The following is a 20,207-nucleotide window of genomic DNA, read 5'->3' as shown; positions in this document are numbered from 1 at the left end:
AATATGATAAATGATGCTGCTATTGTACCAGATGCCTAACACTGTGCGATAATAGCGTTTTGTCGTCAGTCATTTACTGAACAACAGACGGGAATTATGGATACTATTGAAGTACGCGGTGCACGCACGCACAACTTAAAAAATTTCAACCTGACGATTCCTCGCAATAAGCTTATTGTGATTACCGGGTTGTCCGGTTCGGGTAAGTCGTCACTGGCTTTCGATACGCTGTATGCCGAAGGCCAGCGACGCTACGTTGAGTCCTTATCCGCCTATGCTCGTCAGTTTTTATCGCTGATGGAAAAACCCGATGTAGACAGCATCGAGGGCTTGTCACCTGCAATTTCAATAGAGCAGAAGTCGACCTCACATAACCCACGCTCAACCGTTGGTACCATTACAGAAATTTATGACTACCTGCGCCTGATGTTTGCGCGAGTGGGCGAGCCACGCTGCCCGACACATGATGTGCCGCTGGCAGCTCAGACCATCTCGCAAATGGTCGACAACGTGCTGGCCGCGCCGGAAGGTGAGAAACGCATGTTACTGGCACCTATTATTCAGAACCGTAAAGGCGAGCATTTGAAGGTTCTGGAAAATCTGGCTCTTCAGGGTTTTATCCGTGCGCGCATTGATGGTGAGATTTGTGACCTGAGCGATCCTCCAACACTGGAACTGCAAAAGAAGCACACCATTGAGGTGGTGGTTGACCGCTTTAAAGTTCGTGAAGGTATGGAACAACGCCTGGCCGAGTCATTCGAAACGGCGTTGGACCTCAGTGGCGGAACGGCATTGGTTGTGCCAATGGAAGGTGACGGCGAGGCCGATGTATTCTCAGCAAATTTCGCCTGCCCTCACTGTGGCTACAGCATGCAGGAACTGGAACCTCGTCTGTTCTCATTCAATAACCCGGCGGGTGCCTGTACAACCTGTGACGGACTCGGAGTTGAGCAGTTTTTCGACCCGGAAAAAGTCATAGTTAACGCCGAATTATCACTAACGGGTGGCGCAATCCGCGGCTGGGACAAACGGAATTTCTACTATTATCAAATGCTGCAGTCGCTGGCGAAGCACTACGACTTTAAACTGTCGCAGCCTTTTAACCAATTGCCTGACGACATTCGTGAGAAAATTCTGTTCGGCAGTGGTAAAGAAGAAATTAAATTTACCTACATGAATGACCGCGGTGACAAGGTCGTAAGAGCGCACGCTTTTGAAGGTATTATCCCAAATATGCAGCGCCGTTATCGCGAGACTGAGTCACAAGCAGTGAGAGACGAGTTATCAAAGTATGTGGCGACCCAGCCTTGTAAAAGCTGTGGCGGCACGCGCTTACGCACAGAAGCTCGTCATGTGTTTATTCAGGGCACCACGTTACCTGAAATTGTAGAACAGTCTATTGGCGACGCACTGGAGTTTTTCCAGCAACTGCATATGGAAGGCCAACGCGCCCAAATAGCAGAAAAAATTCTGAAAGAAATTAACGACCGGCTGCGTTTTTTGGTGAACGTGGGGCTTAACTATTTAAGCCTTTCGCGTAGCGCAGAAACCTTGTCCGGTGGTGAAGCACAGCGTATTCGCCTGGCCAGCCAAATTGGTGCTGGGTTAGTCGGCGTAATGTATGTACTGGATGAGCCCAGCATTGGCTTGCATCAGCGCGATAATGAACGCCTATTGAATACGCTCACGCATTTACGAGACCTGGGCAATACAGTGATTGTAGTTGAACACGATGAAGACGCGATTCGCCAGGCAGACCACGTTATTGATATTGGTCCTGGTGCGGGTGTCCATGGTGGTGAGATTATTGCTCAGGGGCAAGTCGACGACATTGTTGGGAGTGAAGACTCACTAACCGGCGACTACCTGTCCGGCAGAAAAGAAATAGAAGTTCCGCAGCAACGCCACAAGCCCGATGAACGCCGGCTCACCATTCGTGGCGCTAGTGGTAATAACTTGAAGAACGTTGATTTTAACCTACCGCTGGGCGTACTGACCTGTGTCACCGGTGTATCTGGCTCCGGCAAATCGACGCTGATAAATAATACTTTATTCCATATTGCGCATCGCGAACTCAATGGTGCAACAACCGGTGAACCAGCCCCCTACAAAAGTGTTGAAGGGATGCAGCTGCTGGATAAAGTGGTGGATATTGACCAAAGCCCGATAGGCCGGACACCGCGTTCTAACCCGGCAACTTACACCGGAATTTTCACACCCATTCGTGAACTGTTCGCAGGCGTTCCGGAGTCACGGGCTCGCGGTTACAAGCCGGGCCGCTTCAGCTTTAACGTTCGCGGCGGACGTTGCGAAGCCTGCCAGGGCGACGGCGTTATTAAGGTTGAGATGCACTTTTTGCCGGACGTTTATGTCCCTTGTGATATTTGTAAAGGCCAGCGCTACAACCGCGAAACGCTGGAAGTAAAATACAAGGGCAAGAATATCCACGAAGTATTGGATATGACCATAGAAGACGCACGTGAGTTCTTCGATCCGGTTCCGGCCATTGCACGTAAACTTCAAACCTTAATGGATGTTGGTTTATCTTATGTCCGTCTGGGTCAGTCTGCTACCACACTCTCAGGTGGTGAGGCGCAGCGGGTTAAATTATCACGTGAGCTCTCTAAGCGAGATACCGGTAAGACCTTGTACATTCTGGATGAGCCAACGACAGGCCTGCATTTCCATGATATTAAGCAATTACTGGCAGTTATCCACCGTCTGCGTGACCACGGCAACACAGTCGTTGTCATTGAGCACAATCTGGACGTGATAAAAACTGCTGACTGGATTGTTGACTTAGGCCCGGAAGGCGGTTCCGGTGGCGGCGAAATATTGTGTGAAGGCACACCTGAAGACGTCTGTGAAAACGAGCGCTCTCACACGGCGCGATTCTTGAAACCGATGCTAAAGCAGTCATAAAAAGGACGCAGTATGTTAACGGAAGACTTTAAAGTACGATTTTATGAGACCGATGCCCTTGGGCACGTCAATAACACCGTTATTCCCGGCTGGATCGAAACCGGGCGGTTGCCTATTTTTGAGTTCTTCGGGGAAATGTCGCCCGAAACGCAGAGCTTAATTGTTGCCCGGCTTGAGGTTGACTACTTATTTCCAATTTATTTTGGTGGTCATGTCACAGTTAAGACTTATGTTAGCCGTTTAGGTGGTAGCTCATTTGATATTACGAGCGAAATTTGGCAAAAAGATAAACTCTGCGCTAAAGGGAAAACAGTCTTGGTCTACTTCGATTACCAACAGGAGCGTTCTGTGAAGTTATCCGATGAATTAAAAGAACGTCTGGCGACTATAACGCATCCGGAGCACCCTCTTGACGCGTGATCTCGTCAGTGGTGGGCAACAGATACATGCCCCTGATGATCTCAAAAGCTTGCTGGAGGAAATTCACCAGCAAGCGATGAAGATCACAGAAGGACATGTTGCCAACTACATTCCGGCATTAGCAGAGGTCAACCCGGAGCTCTGCGGACTTACCCTTGCCACCCTTGATGGCGAGGTATTTAACGTGGGTGATACTCACGAGCAGTTTTCCATCCAGTCCATTTCAAAAATTTTCGGCCTAATGCTGGCAATGGAGCGCTTGGGCGAAGATTTATGGGACAGAGTCAAAATGGAGCCCTCTGGCCAGGCATTTAACTCTATCGTGCAGTTAGAATGGGAAAAAGGCATTCCTCGTAACCCTATGATAAATGCCGGCGCTATTGTCGTTAGTGATGTGCTGGTGAGTCGTTATTCAGCCAGTAAGAACGCGGTTTTAAGCTTAGTCCGTACCTTATGCGGCAACGACAATGTGTATGCCGATAACATTGTACACCAGTCAGAAAAAGAACACGGCCATCGCAATGCGGCACTGGCTCACTTAATGAAAAGTTTTGGTAATATTGATGCAGACGTTGAGGAACTGCTTGATCATTACTTTTGGCAATGTGCATTAACCATGTCCTGCGAAAACCTCGCTCGCTCTTTTACTTTTCTCGCAAATGACGGAGTTTGCCCTTTTTCCAAAAAGGAAATTATGTCTAAACGGGACTCTCAGCGTATTAATGCGTTGCTATCTACCAGCGGCATGTACGACCAAAGCGGTGAGTTTGCTTTTACGGTAGGCGTTCCTGCAAAAAGTGGGGTTGGCGGCGGCATGATTGCTGTTGTGCCTGACTTTGGCGTTATCTGCTCATGGAGCCCAAGATTAAACAGCTTTGGTAACAGTGCGCGTGGCATGTATATGGTCAGAGAACTTGCTAATCGTTTGGGTCTAAGCGTTTACTAACGAATTGTCGAGGGTCGGTAAGTCTGAAAACGTTCCATATTGAATCGTCTAAATAAGCTATCTATCTCGCCCTTTCGTCCCAACTCTCTTAAGTGTCTTTGGATACTTCCTGCTGTAATACTCTTATTTTCGCCGACAAGTATATGCAAGTTATAGGCAAAGCTGGCTTTTTCAGCGAGTAAAAGATTTTCGACTTTAATTTGTTGTGAACCCTCAAGCGCCGATAGTAACTCATCATTCACTATAGTGAGGTCAACCCGTCCACCTAGCACCATGCGTACGTTAATAATTCGTGAGTCAGCTAAGTAAACGGTGTACCTTTCTTTGACTTCATCTGAGGCAATTAACTCACCACCAAGCAAGTAGTGGTAGCCTTTTACACCGCCCAGAATCTTTCCCTCAAAATCATCGAAGAAAGACTGAGTTCGTCCCTCTTTTTTTGCAGTGACTAAACGCTCTTTACCACTCACCAGAGGAATTGTCTTTTCGTAATTAATGTTCCGTCTATCCCAACCCCACAGTGGCGATTCAAAGAATATCACGTCGCAACACCCTGCTTCGCTAAGCGCCTCATAGCGACTCGTAGGTGGGATAATCTGAATTTGAAACTCATAACTATCCTGGTGCTCATTCAATAGCGTAACGAGCTCTCGTGTGAGATCCGTCTCAAGAACGTCTGAAAAATAAGGAGGGTAATCGTAAGCAGCTACTTTCACTGGTATCTTTGCTGCGGCAGTACCACTTATCGCAGCTAAAACGATTACAGAAAGGTATCTGAGTATTCTCAATAGACTGACTAATCGGTTAAGTATCTGCATCCATAGTTAATTTTCCGGCCCCAAATGTCAATAGTTGAGCGACCCTTCGCTTAATTATTGACAGGCATAAAAAAGCCCGGCCAAAGCCGGGCTCTTAAAATCAACAGGACAGCATTAGTCCATGATTTTTGATACGACGCCTGCACCTACGGTACGGCCACCCTCACGGATAGCGAAACGCAGACCTTCGTCCATTGCGATTGGAGCAATCAGCTCCACAACAAACTTCAGGTTATCACCAGGCATAACCATTTCTACGCCTTCTGGCAATTCTACAGCACCAGTTACGTCCGTTGTACGGAAGTAGAACTGTGGACGGTAGCCTTTAAAGAATGGCGTATGACGGCCACCTTCGTCTTTGCTCAGTACGTAAACTTCTGCTTCGAACTTAGTATGCGGAGTGATAGTACCTGGCTTCGCCAATACCTGACCACGCTCTACTTCGTCACGCTTCGTACCACGCAACAAGGCACCGATGTTCTCACCTGCACGACCTTCGTCAAGCAGCTTACGGAACATTTCAACACCAGTAACAGTCGTCTTCGTGGTGTCTTTCATACCAACGATTTCACACTCGTCGCCTGTACGCACGATACCGCGCTCTACACGACCGGTTACTACCGTACCACGACCTGAAATCGAGAATACGTCTTCGATTGGCATGATGAACGGCTTGTCGATGTCACGCTCTGGCTCTGGGATGTATGAATCCAGCGCATCCGCTAACTCAACAATTTTCTTCGCCCAGTCTTCGTCGCCTTCCAGCGCTTTCAGTGCTGAGCCCTGAATTACTGGCAGGTCGTCGCCCGGGAAGTCATACTCTGACAACAACTCACGAACTTCCATTTCTACCAGCTCTAACAGCTCTTCATCGTCTACCATGTCACATTTGTTCATGAATACTACGATGTAAGGAACGCCTACCTGACGTGAAAGCAGGATGTGCTCACGAGTCTGTGGCATTGGGCCGTCTGTTGCCGCTACTACCAGGATTGCGCCGTCCATCTGTGCAGCACCGGTGATCATGTTTTTAACATAGTCAGCGTGCCCCGGGCAGTCTACGTGCGCGTAGTGGCGAGTTGGCGTGTCATATTCAACGTGTGACGTTGAAATAGTAATACCACGCTCTTTCTCTTCTGGCGCGTTATCGATGGCTGCGAAGTCTTTCGCCGCACCACCATAAACTTTTGCCAAAACTGTTGTGATAGCAGCAGTCAGTGTAGTTTTACCGTGGTCAACGTGACCAATGGTGCCGACGTTTACGTGCGGCTTCGAACGTTCAAATTTTTCTTTAGACATGATATATCCTCAAACTTAAGTTAAAAGCCCGGCCTCGAAAGAACCGGACCAGACCTTACTTATTTAGCGTTACGCTCAGCCATTACTTTTTCAGCAATGTTGTTTGGTGCTTCAGCGTACTTCAGGAACTCCATAGAGTACGATGCACGACCCTGCGTCTGTGAACGCAAGTCTGTCGCATAACCGAACATCTCTGACAGTGGTACTTGAGCATTAACTGCTTTCAAGCCACCTGGAGCTTCTTCCATACCTTCGATAAGACCGCGACGACGGTTTAAGTCACCAACGACATCACCCATAGATTCTTCCGGAGTGATAACTTCAACCTTCATCATTGGCTCTAACAATGCTGGATTAGCTTGTAATGCACCTTTTTTGAAGGCCATGCTACCAGCAATTTTAAATGCCATTTCAGAAGAGTCGACATCGTGGTATGAACCATCATACAACGTCGCTTTAACACCCAGTACAGGATAGCCAGCCAAGACGCCTTGCTGCATCTGTTCTTGGATACCCTTGTCTACTGCAGGGATGTATTCTTTCGGTACAACACCACCAACAATTTCGTTAACGAATTTGTAAGTAACATCATCGCCGTTATCGTCTTCTTCGATAGTCATTGGTTCAAGTTTCAACCAAACGTGACCGAACTGACCACGACCACCTGATTGACGTACGAATTTGCCTTCGATTTCAACCGAGTTACGAATCGCTTCACGGTAAGCAACCTGAGGCTGACCTACGTTACATTCAACCTTGAATTCACGCTTCATACGGTCAACGATGATGTCCAGGTGAAGCTCACCCATACCAGAGATAATTGTCTGGCCAGATTCTTCATCGGTTTTAACACGGAACGATGGATCTTCTGCAGCCAATTTACCTAAAGCAATACCCATTTTCTCTTGGTCAGCTTTAGTTTTCGGCTCTACTGCAACCGAGATAACTGGTTCAGGGAATTCCATACGCTCAAGTGTGATTTTATGAGCTGGATCACACAGCGTGTCACCAGTAGTAACGTCTTTAAGACCAATTAGTGCCGCGATGTCACCAGCGCGAACTTCTTTGATCTCTTCACGGCTGTTTGAGTGCATCTGCACCATACGGCCAACACGTTCTTTCTTGTTCTTAACAGGGTTAACAACACCATCGCCCTGGTTCAATACACCAGAGTAAACACGAACGAACGTTAACGTACCAACGAATGGGTCAGTCGCAATTTTAAATGCCAGAGCTGAGAATGGCTCTTCATCAGACGACTTACGTACGCCTTCAGATTCGTCATCCAAAATACCAGTAATAGGCTTAACTTCAGTTGGTGACGGCAAGTATTCAATAACAGCGTCAAGCACAGCCTGAACACCTTTGTTTTTGAACGCAGAACCACAAGCTACCAAGCAGATGTCGTTAGCCAGAGTACGAATACGCAAGCCTTGCTTGATTTCCGCTTCTGTTAACTCACCTTCTTCCAGGTATTTGTTCATCAGCTCTTCGTTAGCTTCAGCCGCAGCTTCTACTAACTCAGCGTGATATTTTTCACAGTCATCAACCATCTCGGCAGGGATATCTTCATAAGTGAATGAAGTACCCATGTCTTCTTCGCTCCAGTTGATGAACTTCATTTTAACTAAGTCCACTACGCCGCGGAAGTTGTCTTCTGCGCCTACTGGTAACTGCATCGGAACAGCCTGAGCCGCCAAACGCGTTTTCATTTGGTGAACAACAGATAAGAAGTCTGCGCCTGCACGGTCCATCTTGTTGACGAATACCATGCGCGGTACTTCATATTTGTTTGCCTGACGCCAAACTGTTTCAGTTTGAGGCTGGACACCAGATGATGCACAAAGTACAACAACAGCACCGTCAAGAACACGCAGAGAACGTTCAACTTCGATAGTGAAGTCAACGTGTCCAGGAGTATCGATGATGTTTACACGATGCTCAGGGAACTGCTTGTCCATACCCTGCCAGAAACAGGTGGTAGCTGCCGACGTGATAGTGATACCACGCTCTTGTTCTTGCTCCATCCAGTCCATGGTGGCTGCACCATCGTGCACCTCACCAATTTTGTGAGACAAGCCTGTATAAAACAACACACGTTCAGTTGTGGTTGTTTTACCGGCGTCTACGTGAGCACAGATACCGATATTACGATAGCGCTCAATGGAAGTCTTACGAGCCACAATAAACTCCTTCTAGGTTAACTGTGAATTACCAGCGATAGTGAGCAAACGCTTTGTTTGCTTCTGCCATGCGGTGAACGTCTTCACGTTTCTTCACAGCTGACCCTTTGTTTTCCGATGCATCTAGCATTTCAGCTGCCAGACGCTGCGACATAGATTTTTCACCACGGGTGCGCGCTGCATCAACTAACCAGCGCATAGCCAGTGCGTTACGACGAACTGGACGAACTTCAACCGGAACCTGATACGTAGAACCGCCAACACGACGAGATTTAACCTCGACTGTAGGGCGAACGTTTTCTAATGCTGTATCAAAAACTTCCAGATGATCTTTACCTGACTTGTCTGCCAGGATGTCCAATGCACCGTAAATAATTTTTTCAGCGACTGCTTTCTTGCCGTCAACCATGACGACATTGATAAATTTGGCCAACAATTCTGATCCGAACTTAGGATCTGGAAGGATTTTACGTTGACCTATGACGCGTCTTCTTGGCATCTCAATATTCTCCGATTAATTCAGGGTATTACCCAAAACGTATACGACAGTTTGGCCTTACTAACGGAGAACCGTTAAGATTTAGGCCGCTTCGCGCCGTACTTAGAACGACCTTGCTTACGGTCATTAACACCAGAGCAGTCAAGTGCTCCGCGTACTGTGTGATAACGCACACCTGGCAAGTCTTTTACACGACCGCCACGAATTAGTACGACTGAGTGTTCTTGTAAGTTGTGACCTTCGCCACCGATGTACGAAGAAACTTCGTAACCGTTCGTTAAACGAACACGGCAAACTTTACGCATTGCTGAGTTCGGTTTCTTTGGCGTAGTTGTGTAAACACGGGTACATACACCGCGTTTTTGAGGGCACGCTTCAAGAGCCGGAACGTTGCTTTTCACAACGGGCTTTTGACGGCCTTTACGCACCAGCTGATTAACTGTTGCCATTCATTACTCCTAGTTTAGTTGATGTCGCTTTTTACCACGTGTATAGAGCGTGAAAAATCGCTTTCTTCCGACCACTGAAAGTCGGATCCCGAAAATCGGGAGCGGAAATTCTAATGGTCATATTTTCGCCTGTCAAGGCTATACAAAAGAAGCCGGCACTTTTACAGTACCGGCTTCTGTACACGAACGTTAAAAACGTTCGCTAATTATTCTGCAGAATCATCACCTGCAGAACTATTTCCAGCATTTAAGGCATCCGCAAGTTGTTGCTCTGCCTGCTCTGCAGTCATGGTTGGCTCGATATCAACATTCAGTTCATCCAGTCGACGCTGCATGCGCTCTTTGTGATATGAGTAACCTGTACCCGCAGGAATCAGACGACCAACAATTACGTTTTCTTTCAGTCCACGTAAGCTGTCTTTCTTACCGCCAACTGCTGCTTCGGTAAGAACACGCGTTGTTTCCTGGAACGAAGCCGCTGAAATAAACGATTCAGTCGACAACGATGCCTTGGTAATACCCAACAACTGACGTTCAAACGTTGCTGGTTTCTTACCATCCGCTTCCGCTTTTGCGTTAGCGGCTAACACTTCTGACATTTCAACCATCTCGCCTTCCAGCAAGTTAGTATCGCCAGCACGTAAAATAAGGGCTTTACGCAGCATTTGACGAACAATAGTTTCAATGTGCTTATCGTTAATTTTTACACCTTGCAGGCGATAAACTTCCTGCACTTCATTAACGATATAGTTAGCCACAGCACTAACGCCACGTAGGCGGAGAATATCGTGAGGTGCTTCAGGACCATCGGCGATAACTTCACCTTTAGTCACTTGCTCACCTTCGAACACGTTCAGCTGACGCCACTTCGGAATCATCTCTTCGTGCTGATCGCCACCGTCTGTTGGGGTGATCAATAAACGGCGTTTACCTTTGGTTTCTTTACCGAAGGAAACTGTACCTGTTTTCTCTGCAAGAATTGCTGGTTCTTTTGGCTTACGCGCTTCGAACAAGTCAGCAACTCGTGGCAGACCACCTGTAATATCGCGAGTCTTAGAACCTTCCTGTGGAATACGCGCTAAGGTATCACCAATTCTAACCTCGGAATTATCTTCCAGGTTGATTATAGCGTTACCCGGCAAGAAGTATTGCGCCGGAATGTCAGTACCTGCGATGTTTACGTCGTTGCCTTTAGCATCAACCAACTTAACCATTGGACGCATGTCTTTACCGGCACTGGTACGTTGACCAGTTTCCAGTACAACAATGCTTGAAAGGCCAGTCAGCTCATCCGTTTGACGTGTCATAGTGACGCCATCAATCAAATCAACAAACTTAATGCGACCTTCTACCTCGGTAATGATTGGGTGCGTGTGCGGGTCCCAGTTAGCAACAGTTTCGCCGCCGTCTACTGAGTCGCCTTCACCTTTCTTCAGAACCGCACCGTAAGGTACTTTGTAACGTTCACGCTCACGACCATACTCGTCGATCAGCGTTAGCTCGGTTGAACGTGATGTAATAACGTGTGCTTTATCGCTGTTTACAACCCACTTGGCGTTGTGCAGCTTGATAGAGCCAGGGTTTTTCACCTGAATGTTGTTTTCAGCTGTTGCACGAGATGCCGCACCACCAATGTGGAAGGTACGCATGGTTAACTGTGTACCCGGCTCACCGATTGACTGTGCTGCAATAACACCAACCGCTTCACCCTGGTTAACCATGTGGCCACGAGCCAGGTCACGACCGTAACAGTGCGAACAAACACCAAAGTCTGTATCACAGGTGATAACCGAACGAACTTTAACTTCGTCGATAGAGTTCTCTTCTAACAAGTCACACATTTTCTCATCAAGTAATGTGTTTCTTGGAAGCAACTCTTCTTCGCTGCCAGGCTTCATTACCGGCTCACAAAGTACTCGACCCAGTACACGTTCACGCAATGGCTCTACCACGTCTCCGCCTTCAATCAACGGTTTCATGTAAAGACCTTCGTATGTGCCACAGTCTTCTTCCATGATCACAACGTCTTGCGATACGTCAACCAGACGACGCGTCAGGTAACCTGAGTTCGCTGTCTTCAGTGCCGTATCGGCCAAACCTTTACGCGCACCGTGCGTAGAGATGAAGTACTGAAGTACGTTCAAACCTTCACGGAAGTTAGCCACGATTGGCGTCTCGATGATTGAGCCATCTGGCTTAGCCATCAAACCACGCATACCAGCCAACTGACGAATCTGTGCGGGGCTACCACGAGCGCCTGAATCCGCCATCATAAAGACCGAGTTGAATGACGCTTGCTCTTCGTCTTCACCGTCTTTATTTTTAACGATTTCTTTCGACAGGTTATCCATCATTGCTTTCGAGACTTTCTCGTTAGCAGTTGACCAAATATCGATAACTTTGTTGTATTTCTCACCCGCAGTTACCAGGCCTGACTCGAACTGTTCCTGAATTTCAGCAACTTCATCTTCTGCTGCAGAAACAATTTCTTTCTTCGCTTCAGGGATAACCATGTCATTAATACCGACAGATGCACCTGAGACCATTGCATAATGGAAACCGGTATACATAATTTGGTCAGCAAAAATAACCGTATCTTTCAAACCAAGGTCACGGTATGCCTGGTTCAGCATACGACCAATTGGCTTTTTACCCATAGCCTGGTTGATCAGCTCAAACGGCAGACCTTCTGGCATAATCAGTGACAAAATGGCACGGCCACAGGTGGTATCGCGCAATTCTGTTTTCGTTGTGCGGTTACCGTCTTCATCAATGGTGGTATCGGTGATACGCACTTTAACGCGACTGTGTAACTCGACTTGACCCGTACGATAGGCTTTTTCAACCTCGTTCGGATCTTTGAAAATCATGCCTTCGCCTTTACCGTTGATTTTTTCTTTGGTCATGTAATAAAGACCAAGTACAACGTCCTGCGAAGGAACGATGATTGGATCGCCACTTGCTGGTGACAGTACGTTGTTGGTAGACATCATCAACGCACGTGCTTCTAACTGCGCTTCTAGCGTCAGCGGCAAGTGCACAGCCATTTGGTCACCGTCAAAGTCGGCGTTATAAGCCGCACAGACCAATGGGTGCAACTGAATGGCTTTACCTTCAATCAGTACCGGTTCAAACGCCTGGATACCCAAACGGTGAAGTGTCGGTGCACGGTTAAGCAGTACTGGGTGTTCTTTGATGACTTCATCAAGTACGTCCCAAACTTCTGCCGTTTCGCGCTCAACCATTTTCTTCGCTGCTTTAATGGTTGTCGCTAAACCACGACGCTCTAATTTACCGTAGATGAACGGCTTGAACAGTTCCAGAGCCATCTTCTTAGGTAAACCACACTGGTGCAGGCGTAACTTAGGACCAACGGTAATAACCGAACGGCCTGAGTAGTCAACACGTTTACCCAGCAAGTTCTGACGGAAACGACCCTGTTTACCTTTGATCATGTCTGCCAAAGATTTCAGAGGACGCTTGTTAGAACCAGTAATAGCACGACCACGACGACCGTTATCTAACAACGCATCAACCGCTTCCTGAAGCATACGTTTTTCGTTGCGCACAATAATATCTGGTGCAGCAAGGTCTAATAAACGCTTCAAACGGTTGTTACGGTTAATAACGCGACGATATAAGTCGTTAAGATCCGATGTCGCAAAACGACCACCATCCAAAGGTACCAACGGACGCAAGTCTGGTGGCAGGATTGGAAGTACTTTTAAGATCATCCACTCAGGCTTATTGCCTGATACCTGGAAAGCCTCTAGTAACTTCAGTCGTTTGCTGATTTTCTTACGTTTAGTTTCTGAATTAGTCTCAGGTAACTCTTCGCGCAACTTCTGAATATCGCCGTCGATATCCACAGCACGTAATAGATCCAGAACAGCTTCTGCACCCATTTTAGCGTCAAATTCATCACCGTGTTCTTCAAGTGCGTCTAAGTATTCGTCTTCTGTCAGAATTTGACCCTGCTCCAGAGACGTTAAGCCACCTTCAGTTACAACGTAAGATTCGAAGTAAAGTACACGCTCGATGTCACGCAGCGTCATATCCAGCATTAAACCAATACGCGAAGGTAATGATTTAAGGAACCAGATATGGGCAACTGGGCTCGCCAGCTCAATGTGACCCATGCGCTCACGGCGTACTTTGGTCAAGGTGACTTCTACGCCACACTTTTCACAAATAACACCACGGTGTTTCAGGCGCTTGTATTTACCACACAAGCACTCATAGTCTTTTACCGGACCAAAAATACGAGCACAGAACAAACCATCACGTTCAGGTTTGAAGGTACGGTAATTAATAGTCTCAGGTTTTTTCACCTCACCATATGACCAACTACGGATCATATCTGGAGACGAAAGAGCGATGCGAATACCATCAAACTCTTCTGCCTGATTCGTCGGCTTTAAAAGCTTCAGCAAGTCTTTCACGATTTATCTCCTGTCGGAGTTCAACCTACGGGGAGCGCAAGCACTCCCCCAATTTATTCCAGCAACAGCGTCTTAGTTCTGTTCTAGCTCGATATTGATGCCCAGCGAGCGGATTTCTTTCAACAATACGTTGAAGGATTCCGGCATGCCCGCTTCCATCTGCAAGTTGTTGTCGACAATGTTTTTGTACATCTTCGTACGACCGTTCACGTCGTCCGACTTAACTGTCAACATTTCTTGCAAGGTATAAGCCGCACCATATGCTTCCAGTGCCCACACTTCCATCTCACCGAAGCGCTGACCACCGAACTGAGCTTTACCACCCAGTGGTTGTTGAGTAACCAAGCTGTACGAGCCAGTTGAACGTGCGTGCATCTTATCGTCAACCAAGTGGTTCAATTTGAGCATGTACATGTAACCGACAGTTACGTCACGTTCAAATTTATCACCGGTACGACCGTCAAATAACGGAATCTGACCTGATTCAGGTAAGTCTGCCAGCTTCAACAACGCTTTAATCTCTTCTTCCACTGCACCATCAAATACTGGTGTAGCAGTAGGCAGACCCGCTTTCAAGTTACCGGCTAAGCGCATGACTTCATCATCAGAGAACTCACTAATGTCGACTTTCTGGCGACATTCGCCTAAGTCATACACTTGCTGTAAGAAATCACGCAGTTCTTTGATAGCACGCTGCTGTTTCAGCATCTTATCAATCTTGCTACCGATACCGCGCGCAGCCATACCTAAGTGGGTTTCCAGAATCTGACCGATGTTCATCCGCGAAGGTACACCCAACGGGTTCAATACGATATCTACTGGGTTACCTTCATCATCGTGCGGCATGTCTTCCACAGGGATGATAGTTGAGATAACACCTTTGTTACCGTGACGGCCAGCCAGCTTATCACCAGGCTGAATGCTACGACGGACTGCTAAGTAAACTTTAACGATTTTCAGAACACCCGGCGCTAAATCATCGCCTTGAGTGATCTTGCGACGTTTAGTCTCAAACTTAGTGTCGAAGTCATCGCGAATTTGCTGATACTGCTCAGCAATTTGCTCAAGTTGAGCCTGAGCGTCTTCGTTACCTAAGTCTTGAGTTAACCAGCTTGCACGATCCACACTTGCCAGCTTGGCTTCATCAAAGCCATTACTTAGCAACAGGTTACGAGCACGGTTGTAAATACCTTCTTCAAGAATCTTAAATTCTTCTGTCAGGTCTTTCTTAACCTTAGCCAGCTGCATTTCTTCAATCGCTACCGCACGCTTGTCTTTTTCTACGCCGTCACGAGTGAATACTTGCACGTCAATAACAGTACCGTTAACACCATTTGGAACACGCAGTGAGCTGTCTTTAACATCAGACGCTTTCTCACCGAAGATTGCTCTCAAAAGCTTCTCTTCAGGCGTTAACTGAGTTTCACCTTTAGGCGTTACTTTACCAACCAGAATGTCGCCGCCGTTAACTTCTGCACCGACATAAACAACACCGGACTCATCCAGCTTGCCTAATGCAGATTCACCAACGTTTGGTATATCAGAGGTAATTTCCTCAGCACCCAATTTGGTATCACGAGCAACACAGTTTAATTCTTGAATATGGATGGTTGTCATCCGATCTTCTTGCGCTACGCGCTCAGAAATCAGAATCGAATCCTCGAAGTTATAACCATTCCAAGGCATGAAGGCCACGCGCATGTTCTGACCCAGTGCGAGTTCACCTAAGTCAGTTGACGGACCGTCAGCTAAAACGTCACCGCGAGTCACAGGTTCGCCTGGATTCACAGTCGGTTTCTGGTTAATACAAGTGTTCTGGTTAGAACGCGTGTATTTGGTCAGGTTATAAATGTCGATGCCCGCTTCACCCGGAACCATCTCTTCTTCGTTAACCTTAACAACGATACGACTGGCATCTACGTAGTCGACCACACCGCCACGCTTAGCAACAACGGTAACACCGGAGTCAACTGCGATTGTGCGTTCGATACCAGTACCAACTAACGGCTTATCAGCGCGTAAAGTCGGTACAGCCTGACGTTGCATGTTCGAGCCCATCAAAGCTCGGTTAGCATCATCGTGTTCCAGGAACGGAATCATGCTTGCTGCAATAGAAACGATCTGCTGTGGTGCAACATCCATGTACTGGACCTGCTCTTTACTCATCAGCGTAAATTCGTTTTTATGACGGCATGGCACTAAATCTTCTGTCAATTCGCCTTTGTCGTTCAGCCCTACGTTCGCCTGAGCGATAACATAGTTGCCTTCTTCAATAGCCGACAAGTAATTAACATCGTCTGTTACAACACCATTCTCTATACGACGATAAGGCGTTTCTAAAAAGCCATATTCGTTGGTACGCGAGAACGTAGACAGCGAGTTAATCAGACCGATGTTCGGTCCTTCCGGCGTTTCGATTGGGCACAAACGACCATAGTGCGTTGGGTGTACGTCACGAACTTCGAAGCCTGCACGTTCACGAGTCAAACCACCCGGACCTAACGCAGAGATACGACGTTTGTGCGTCACTTCTGACAATGGGTTGTTTTGGTCCATGAATTGCGACAGCTGGCTTGAGCCAAAGAACTCTTTAACCGCGGCACTAATTGGCTTCGCGTTGATAAGATCCTGTGGCATGGTGTTATCTAAATCACCCAGCGACAAGCGTTCTTTTACTGCACGTTCTACACGTACCAAACCAACACGGAATTGGTTTTCTGCCATTTCACCGACTGAACGGATACGGCGGTTACCCAAGTGGTCAATGTCATCAACTTCATCTAAACCGTTACGGATTTCGATGAGCTTTTTCATGACATCAACGATGTCTTCTCTGGATAACGTATTATCACCACTTAAGTCATCACGACCTAAACGACGATTAAACTTCATGCGACCGACTGTTGATAAATCGTAGCGTTCTTCACTGAAGAACAAGTTATCAAACAGAGTTTCTGCAGCTTCACGCGTTGGTGGCTCGCCCGGGCGCATCATGCGGTAGATTTCAACTAAGGCTTCTAAGCGATTGTTACTTGAATCTACACGCAAGGTTTCGCTCATGTATGGACCATGGTCCAAATCATTGACGAACAGCGTTTCAATTTTCTTAATACCAGCTTCGCTAAGCTCAGCGATAAGCTCAAGAGTCAGCACATCGTTAGCATGGCCAACAACTTCGCCGGTTTTCTTGTCGGCATAGTCTTTCGCTAATACTTTTCCAACCATGTATTCAGCCGGCACTTCCATTTCTTTAATACCCAGCTGTTCAAGCTGGCGAATATGGCGTGCGGTGATACGACGGCCTTTTTCGACCAAAACTTCGCCTTCAGCGCCTTTAATGTCAAACTTGGCGGTTTCGCCACGCAGACGCTCAGGCACTAACTGCATCTTCACCTTAGTTTTAAGGATCTCGAAGTAAGTAGTGTCGAAGAACATATCGAGGATTTCTTCAGTGCTGTATTCCAATGCACGAAGAATAATAGACGCCGGTAATTTACGACGACGGTCGATACGTACAAAAACGTTGTCTTTAGGATCAAATTCAAAATCCAACCAAGAGCCACGGTAAGGAATAACACGCGCGTTATACAAGACTTTACCTGACGAGTGAGATTTACCTTTATCGTGATCAAAGAACACACCAGGTGAACGGTGGAGCTGAGAAACGATAACTCGCTCTGTGCCATTGATAACGAAGGTTCCGTTTTCTGTCATTAACGGAATTTCGCCCATGTACACTTCTTGTTCTTTAATGTCTTTAACTGTACCGGCAGCTGCTTCTTTATCAAACAGCACCAGACGCAGTTTCACACGCAATGGTGCTGAGTAGGTAATGCCACGGATTTGACATTCTTCAACGTCAAACGCCGGCTCACCCATGTGATAACTGACGTACTGCAGTTCCGCATTACCAGAATAACTGGCAATAGGAAAAACCGAACGAAAAGCCGCTTCCAGACCATTATTGGCTTCTGGATCGACTTCAATAAATTTCTTAAATGAATCAAGCTGCATAGACAGCAAATAAGGAACTTCTAAGACCTGAGGTCGTTTACCGAAATCCTTACGAATACGTTTTTTTTCAGAGTAGGAGTACGCCATGGGGTTCCTCAGCTAGCTGATTGATGACCCTAACCAACGAGTGGTTCGATGGTTAAAAACAGATTAATCTTTTATCTGTCGATCCCGTTGTTATCTTTTTTCGCTTATCTGTATCCAACGTCGGGCAAAATGATACAAGCGATACAGCGCAAAAAGGCTGGTGGTTAATTAACCACCAGCCCAAGGCCTAAAAGGCCATATGTCGTACAAAAGTGAAATTACTTAACTTCAACTTCCGCACCAGCTTCTTCAAGCTGCTTTTTCAGCTCTTCAGCTTCGTCTTTGCTTACACCTTCTTTGACTGCTACTGGTGCAGACTCAACCATAGCTTTAGCTTCTTTCAAGCCAAGGCCAGTTGCGCCGCGAACAGCTTTGATAGCGGCAACTTTGTTAGCGCCAGCTGCTTTCAGCATTACGTCAAATTCAGTTTTCTCTTCAGCTGCTGCTTCGCCGCCTGCTGCTGGAGCAGCTACTGCTACTGCTGCAGATGCGTCAACGCCGAATTTCTCTTCAGCTGCTTCGATCAATTCAACCAGTTCCATTACTGGCATTTCAGCGATCGCGTTTAAGATGTCGTCTTTAGTCAGAGCCATTACTCTAAACTCCTGGGTTGATAATTACAAAAAATGGTTAAAAAAACCAACGTATTATTTAGCGTCTTTAATTGCAGCCAACGTTCTAACGAACTTGCTAGGTACTTCGTTAACAGTTTTAACGAATTTGCTAACAGGTTCTTTGAAGGTGGCGAGCAATTTAGCCAATGCTTCGTCACGAGTCGGAAGTGAAGCAACTGCATCCAGTTTTTCTGGACCCATGATGCCATTACCGATTGACAGAGCTGTCACTTGCAAGTTCTTGTTTTCTTTTGAGAAGTCTTTGAACAAACGAGCTGATGTGCCCGGTGCGTCCATTGAAAACCCATAAACAAGAGGTCCTTTAAGTGCATCGCCCATGTCTTCAAACTGTGTGCCTTCAAAAGCGCGTTTTGCTAGTGTATTTCGTACAACTTTAACGAAAATACCCTGCTCACGAGCTTTCTTGCGCAGCGCAGTCATATCGGCTACTTCGATGCCTCGATATTCAGCAACGGTGACGGCTAGCGCATTTGAAGCAACTTCGTTAACTTCCTTAACGATGGCTTTCTTTCCGGCTAAACCAATTGCCACTGATATCACCTCGTTTTCAATTTGGGACCGAAGTCCCTCGTTACAATTAGGTGGGATAAACCCACCGCGTTGTCACGGTGATTCTCTACCCAGAGAGCCTGAGTCGGATATCACCATCTGCGTAGGAAATTAAGTGCCACTACCCAATATTCCGGGATACTCGCGGTACACCTACGGTCTTGGACGGGAGCCTTGCTTTGTTGCGACTTAGCAACGCCGCGGCAGCTCCAACCCATAAACCATTACATTAACCGAACTGAGCGAATTAAACCGCTGCTACAGTTGCCTGGTCAATGCTTACACCAGCGCCCATCGTTGTAGACAAGCTGATGCGTTTTAAGTAAACACCTTTAGCTGATGAAGGCTTCGCTTTCTTAAGAGCGGCCAACAAGGCTTCAAGGTTTTCTTTCAATTTGTCGTTATCGAAATCTACACGGCCGATTGTTGCGTGAACAATACCGTTTTTGTCGTTACGATAGCGAACCTGACCTGCTTTAGCGTTTTTAACCGCTGTTGCTACGTCAGGTGTTACAGTACCTGTTTTCGGGTTAGGCATCAGGCCGCGTGGACCTAAGATTTGACCTAATTGACCGACAACACGCATTGCGTCAGGCGAAGCCACGACTACGTCGAAGTTCATCTCGCCTTTCTTAACTTGCTCTGCCAGGTCTTCCATACCAACGATGTCTGCACCGGCTTCTTTCGCTTTCTCTGCATTGTCACCTGAAGTGAATACAGCGACGCGAACGTCACGACCAGTACCGTTTGGCAGTACAGTAGCACCACGAACGTTTTGGTCAGATTTACGAGCATCGATGCCTAAGTTTACTGCGACATCAACACTTTCAGTGAACTTTGCTGTTGCTAACTCTTTTAACAGAGTGATAGCTTCATTCACATCGTAATCACGGGCTTCAACTTTCTCTGCGATCATACGAGCGCGTTTTGTTAATTTAGCCATT

The 20,207-nt window shown here is 47.0% G+C and carries 13 protein-coding genes; 3 read left to right on the top strand and 10 right to left on the bottom strand.

Features of this window, described 5'->3' with window-relative positions; translation table 11 throughout:
• Nucleotides 1-96 precede the first annotated feature (96 nt).
• The 3 genes from uvrA to glsA are packed head-to-tail and all read left to right on the top strand — an operon-like array spanning nucleotide 97 to nucleotide 4,288.
• Complete coding sequence (uvrA, locus tag K5X84_RS01630; RefSeq protein ID WP_054489698.1) at nucleotides 97-2,922, top strand: excinuclease ABC subunit UvrA; 2,826 nt, start codon at nucleotides 97-99, stop codon at nucleotides 2,920-2,922.
• Between the two features lie 12 nt (nucleotides 2,923-2,934).
• Entirely contained in the window at nucleotides 2,935-3,342 is a 408-nt protein-coding gene (locus K5X84_RS01625) for an acyl-CoA thioesterase (protein ID WP_199494793.1), read from the top strand.
• Nucleotides 3,332-4,288 carry a glutaminase A gene (gene glsA / locus K5X84_RS01620; protein ID WP_222236382.1) on the top strand — a complete coding sequence of 319 codons (957 nt, stop codon included), beginning with the start codon at nucleotides 3,332-3,334 and terminating at the stop codon, nucleotides 4,286-4,288. Before K5X84_RS01625 ends, glsA begins: the two co-directional genes overlap by 11 nt.
• On the opposite strand, the gene K5X84_RS01615 is transcribed toward glsA, so the two are convergent.
• The 10 genes from K5X84_RS01615 to rplA form a co-directional block, all read right to left on the bottom strand.
• Nucleotides 4,285-5,004 carry a transporter substrate-binding domain-containing protein gene (locus K5X84_RS01615; RefSeq protein ID WP_244994808.1) on the bottom strand — a complete coding sequence of 240 codons (720 nt, stop codon included), beginning with the start codon at nucleotides 5,002-5,004 and terminating at the stop codon, nucleotides 4,285-4,287. The genes glsA and K5X84_RS01615 overlap by 4 nt on opposite strands.
• Before the next feature lie 216 nt (nucleotides 5,005-5,220).
• Entirely contained in the window at nucleotides 5,221-6,405 is a 1,185-nt protein-coding gene (tuf, locus tag K5X84_RS01610) for an elongation factor Tu (protein WP_199495133.1), read from the bottom strand.
• A 59-nt stretch (nucleotides 6,406-6,464) separates the two neighbouring features.
• On the bottom strand, nucleotides 6,465-8,588 hold the full coding sequence (fusA, locus tag K5X84_RS01605; RefSeq protein WP_199495182.1) for an elongation factor G: 2,124 nt from the start codon (nucleotides 8,586-8,588) through the stop codon (nucleotides 6,465-6,467).
• A 28-nt stretch (nucleotides 8,589-8,616) separates the two neighbouring features.
• The gene (gene rpsG / locus K5X84_RS01600; RefSeq protein WP_054491331.1) at nucleotides 8,617-9,087 is read right to left on the bottom strand and encodes a 30S ribosomal protein S7; all 471 of its coding nucleotides are present in this window, start codon (nucleotides 9,085-9,087) and stop codon (nucleotides 8,617-8,619) included.
• Between the two features lie 74 nt (nucleotides 9,088-9,161).
• On the bottom strand, nucleotides 9,162-9,536 hold the full coding sequence (rpsL, locus tag K5X84_RS01595; RefSeq protein WP_006956845.1) for a 30S ribosomal protein S12: 375 nt from the start codon (nucleotides 9,534-9,536) through the stop codon (nucleotides 9,162-9,164).
• A 206-nt stretch (nucleotides 9,537-9,742) separates the two neighbouring features.
• Nucleotides 9,743-13,978, bottom strand: coding sequence for a DNA-directed RNA polymerase subunit beta' (rpoC, locus tag K5X84_RS01590; RefSeq protein WP_199495183.1), 4,236 nt, complete (start codon nucleotides 13,976-13,978; stop codon nucleotides 9,743-9,745).
• A 72-nt stretch (nucleotides 13,979-14,050) separates the two neighbouring features.
• Nucleotides 14,051-18,079 carry a DNA-directed RNA polymerase subunit beta gene (gene rpoB, locus K5X84_RS01585; RefSeq protein ID WP_054491333.1) on the bottom strand — a complete coding sequence of 1,343 codons (4,029 nt, stop codon included), beginning with the start codon at nucleotides 18,077-18,079 and terminating at the stop codon, nucleotides 14,051-14,053.
• A gap of 218 nt (nucleotides 18,080-18,297) precedes the next feature.
• Nucleotides 18,298-18,672 carry a 50S ribosomal protein L7/L12 gene (rplL, locus tag K5X84_RS01580; RefSeq protein WP_054491334.1) on the bottom strand — a complete coding sequence of 125 codons (375 nt, stop codon included), beginning with the start codon at nucleotides 18,670-18,672 and terminating at the stop codon, nucleotides 18,298-18,300.
• Between the two features lie 54 nt (nucleotides 18,673-18,726).
• Complete coding sequence (rplJ, locus tag K5X84_RS01575; RefSeq protein ID WP_054491335.1) at nucleotides 18,727-19,245, bottom strand: 50S ribosomal protein L10; 519 nt, start codon at nucleotides 19,243-19,245, stop codon at nucleotides 18,727-18,729.
• A 265-nt stretch (nucleotides 19,246-19,510) separates the two neighbouring features.
• Entirely contained in the window at nucleotides 19,511-20,206 is a 696-nt protein-coding gene (gene rplA / locus K5X84_RS01570; protein ID WP_054491336.1) for a 50S ribosomal protein L1, read from the bottom strand.
• Nucleotide 20,207: the final 1 nt, after the last annotated feature.

The sequence above is a fragment of the Idiomarina abyssalis genome (assembly GCF_019797805.1).
Taxonomy (GTDB): Bacteria; Pseudomonadota; Gammaproteobacteria; order Enterobacterales; family Alteromonadaceae; genus Idiomarina; species Idiomarina abyssalis.
The sequence above is the reverse complement of the archived record's forward strand: the minus strand, read 5'-3'. Positions and strand labels throughout refer to the sequence as shown.

Coding starts and splice junctions, on each gene's coding strand:
- uvrA (WP_054489698.1), top strand. CDS start 97: ATGGATACTATTGAAGTACGCGGTGCACGCACGCACAACTTAAAAAAT.
- K5X84_RS01625 (WP_199494793.1), top strand. CDS start 2,935: ATGTTAACGGAAGACTTTAAAGTACGATTTTATGAGACCGATGCCCTT.
- tuf (WP_199495133.1), bottom strand. CDS start 6,405: ATGTCTAAAGAAAAATTTGAACGTTCGAAGCCGCACGTAAACGTCGGC.
- rpsG (WP_054491331.1), bottom strand. CDS start 9,087: ATGCCAAGAAGACGCGTCATAGGTCAACGTAAAATCCTTCCAGATCCT.
- rpsL (WP_006956845.1), bottom strand. CDS start 9,536: ATGGCAACAGTTAATCAGCTGGTGCGTAAAGGCCGTCAAAAGCCCGTT.
- rpoB (WP_054491333.1), bottom strand. CDS start 18,079: ATGGCGTACTCCTACTCTGAAAAAAAACGTATTCGTAAGGATTTCGGT.
- rplL (WP_054491334.1), bottom strand. CDS start 18,672: ATGGCTCTGACTAAAGACGACATCTTAAACGCGATCGCTGAAATGCCA.
- rplA (WP_054491336.1), bottom strand. CDS start 20,206: ATGGCTAAATTAACAAAACGCGCTCGTATGATCGCAGAGAAAGTTGAA.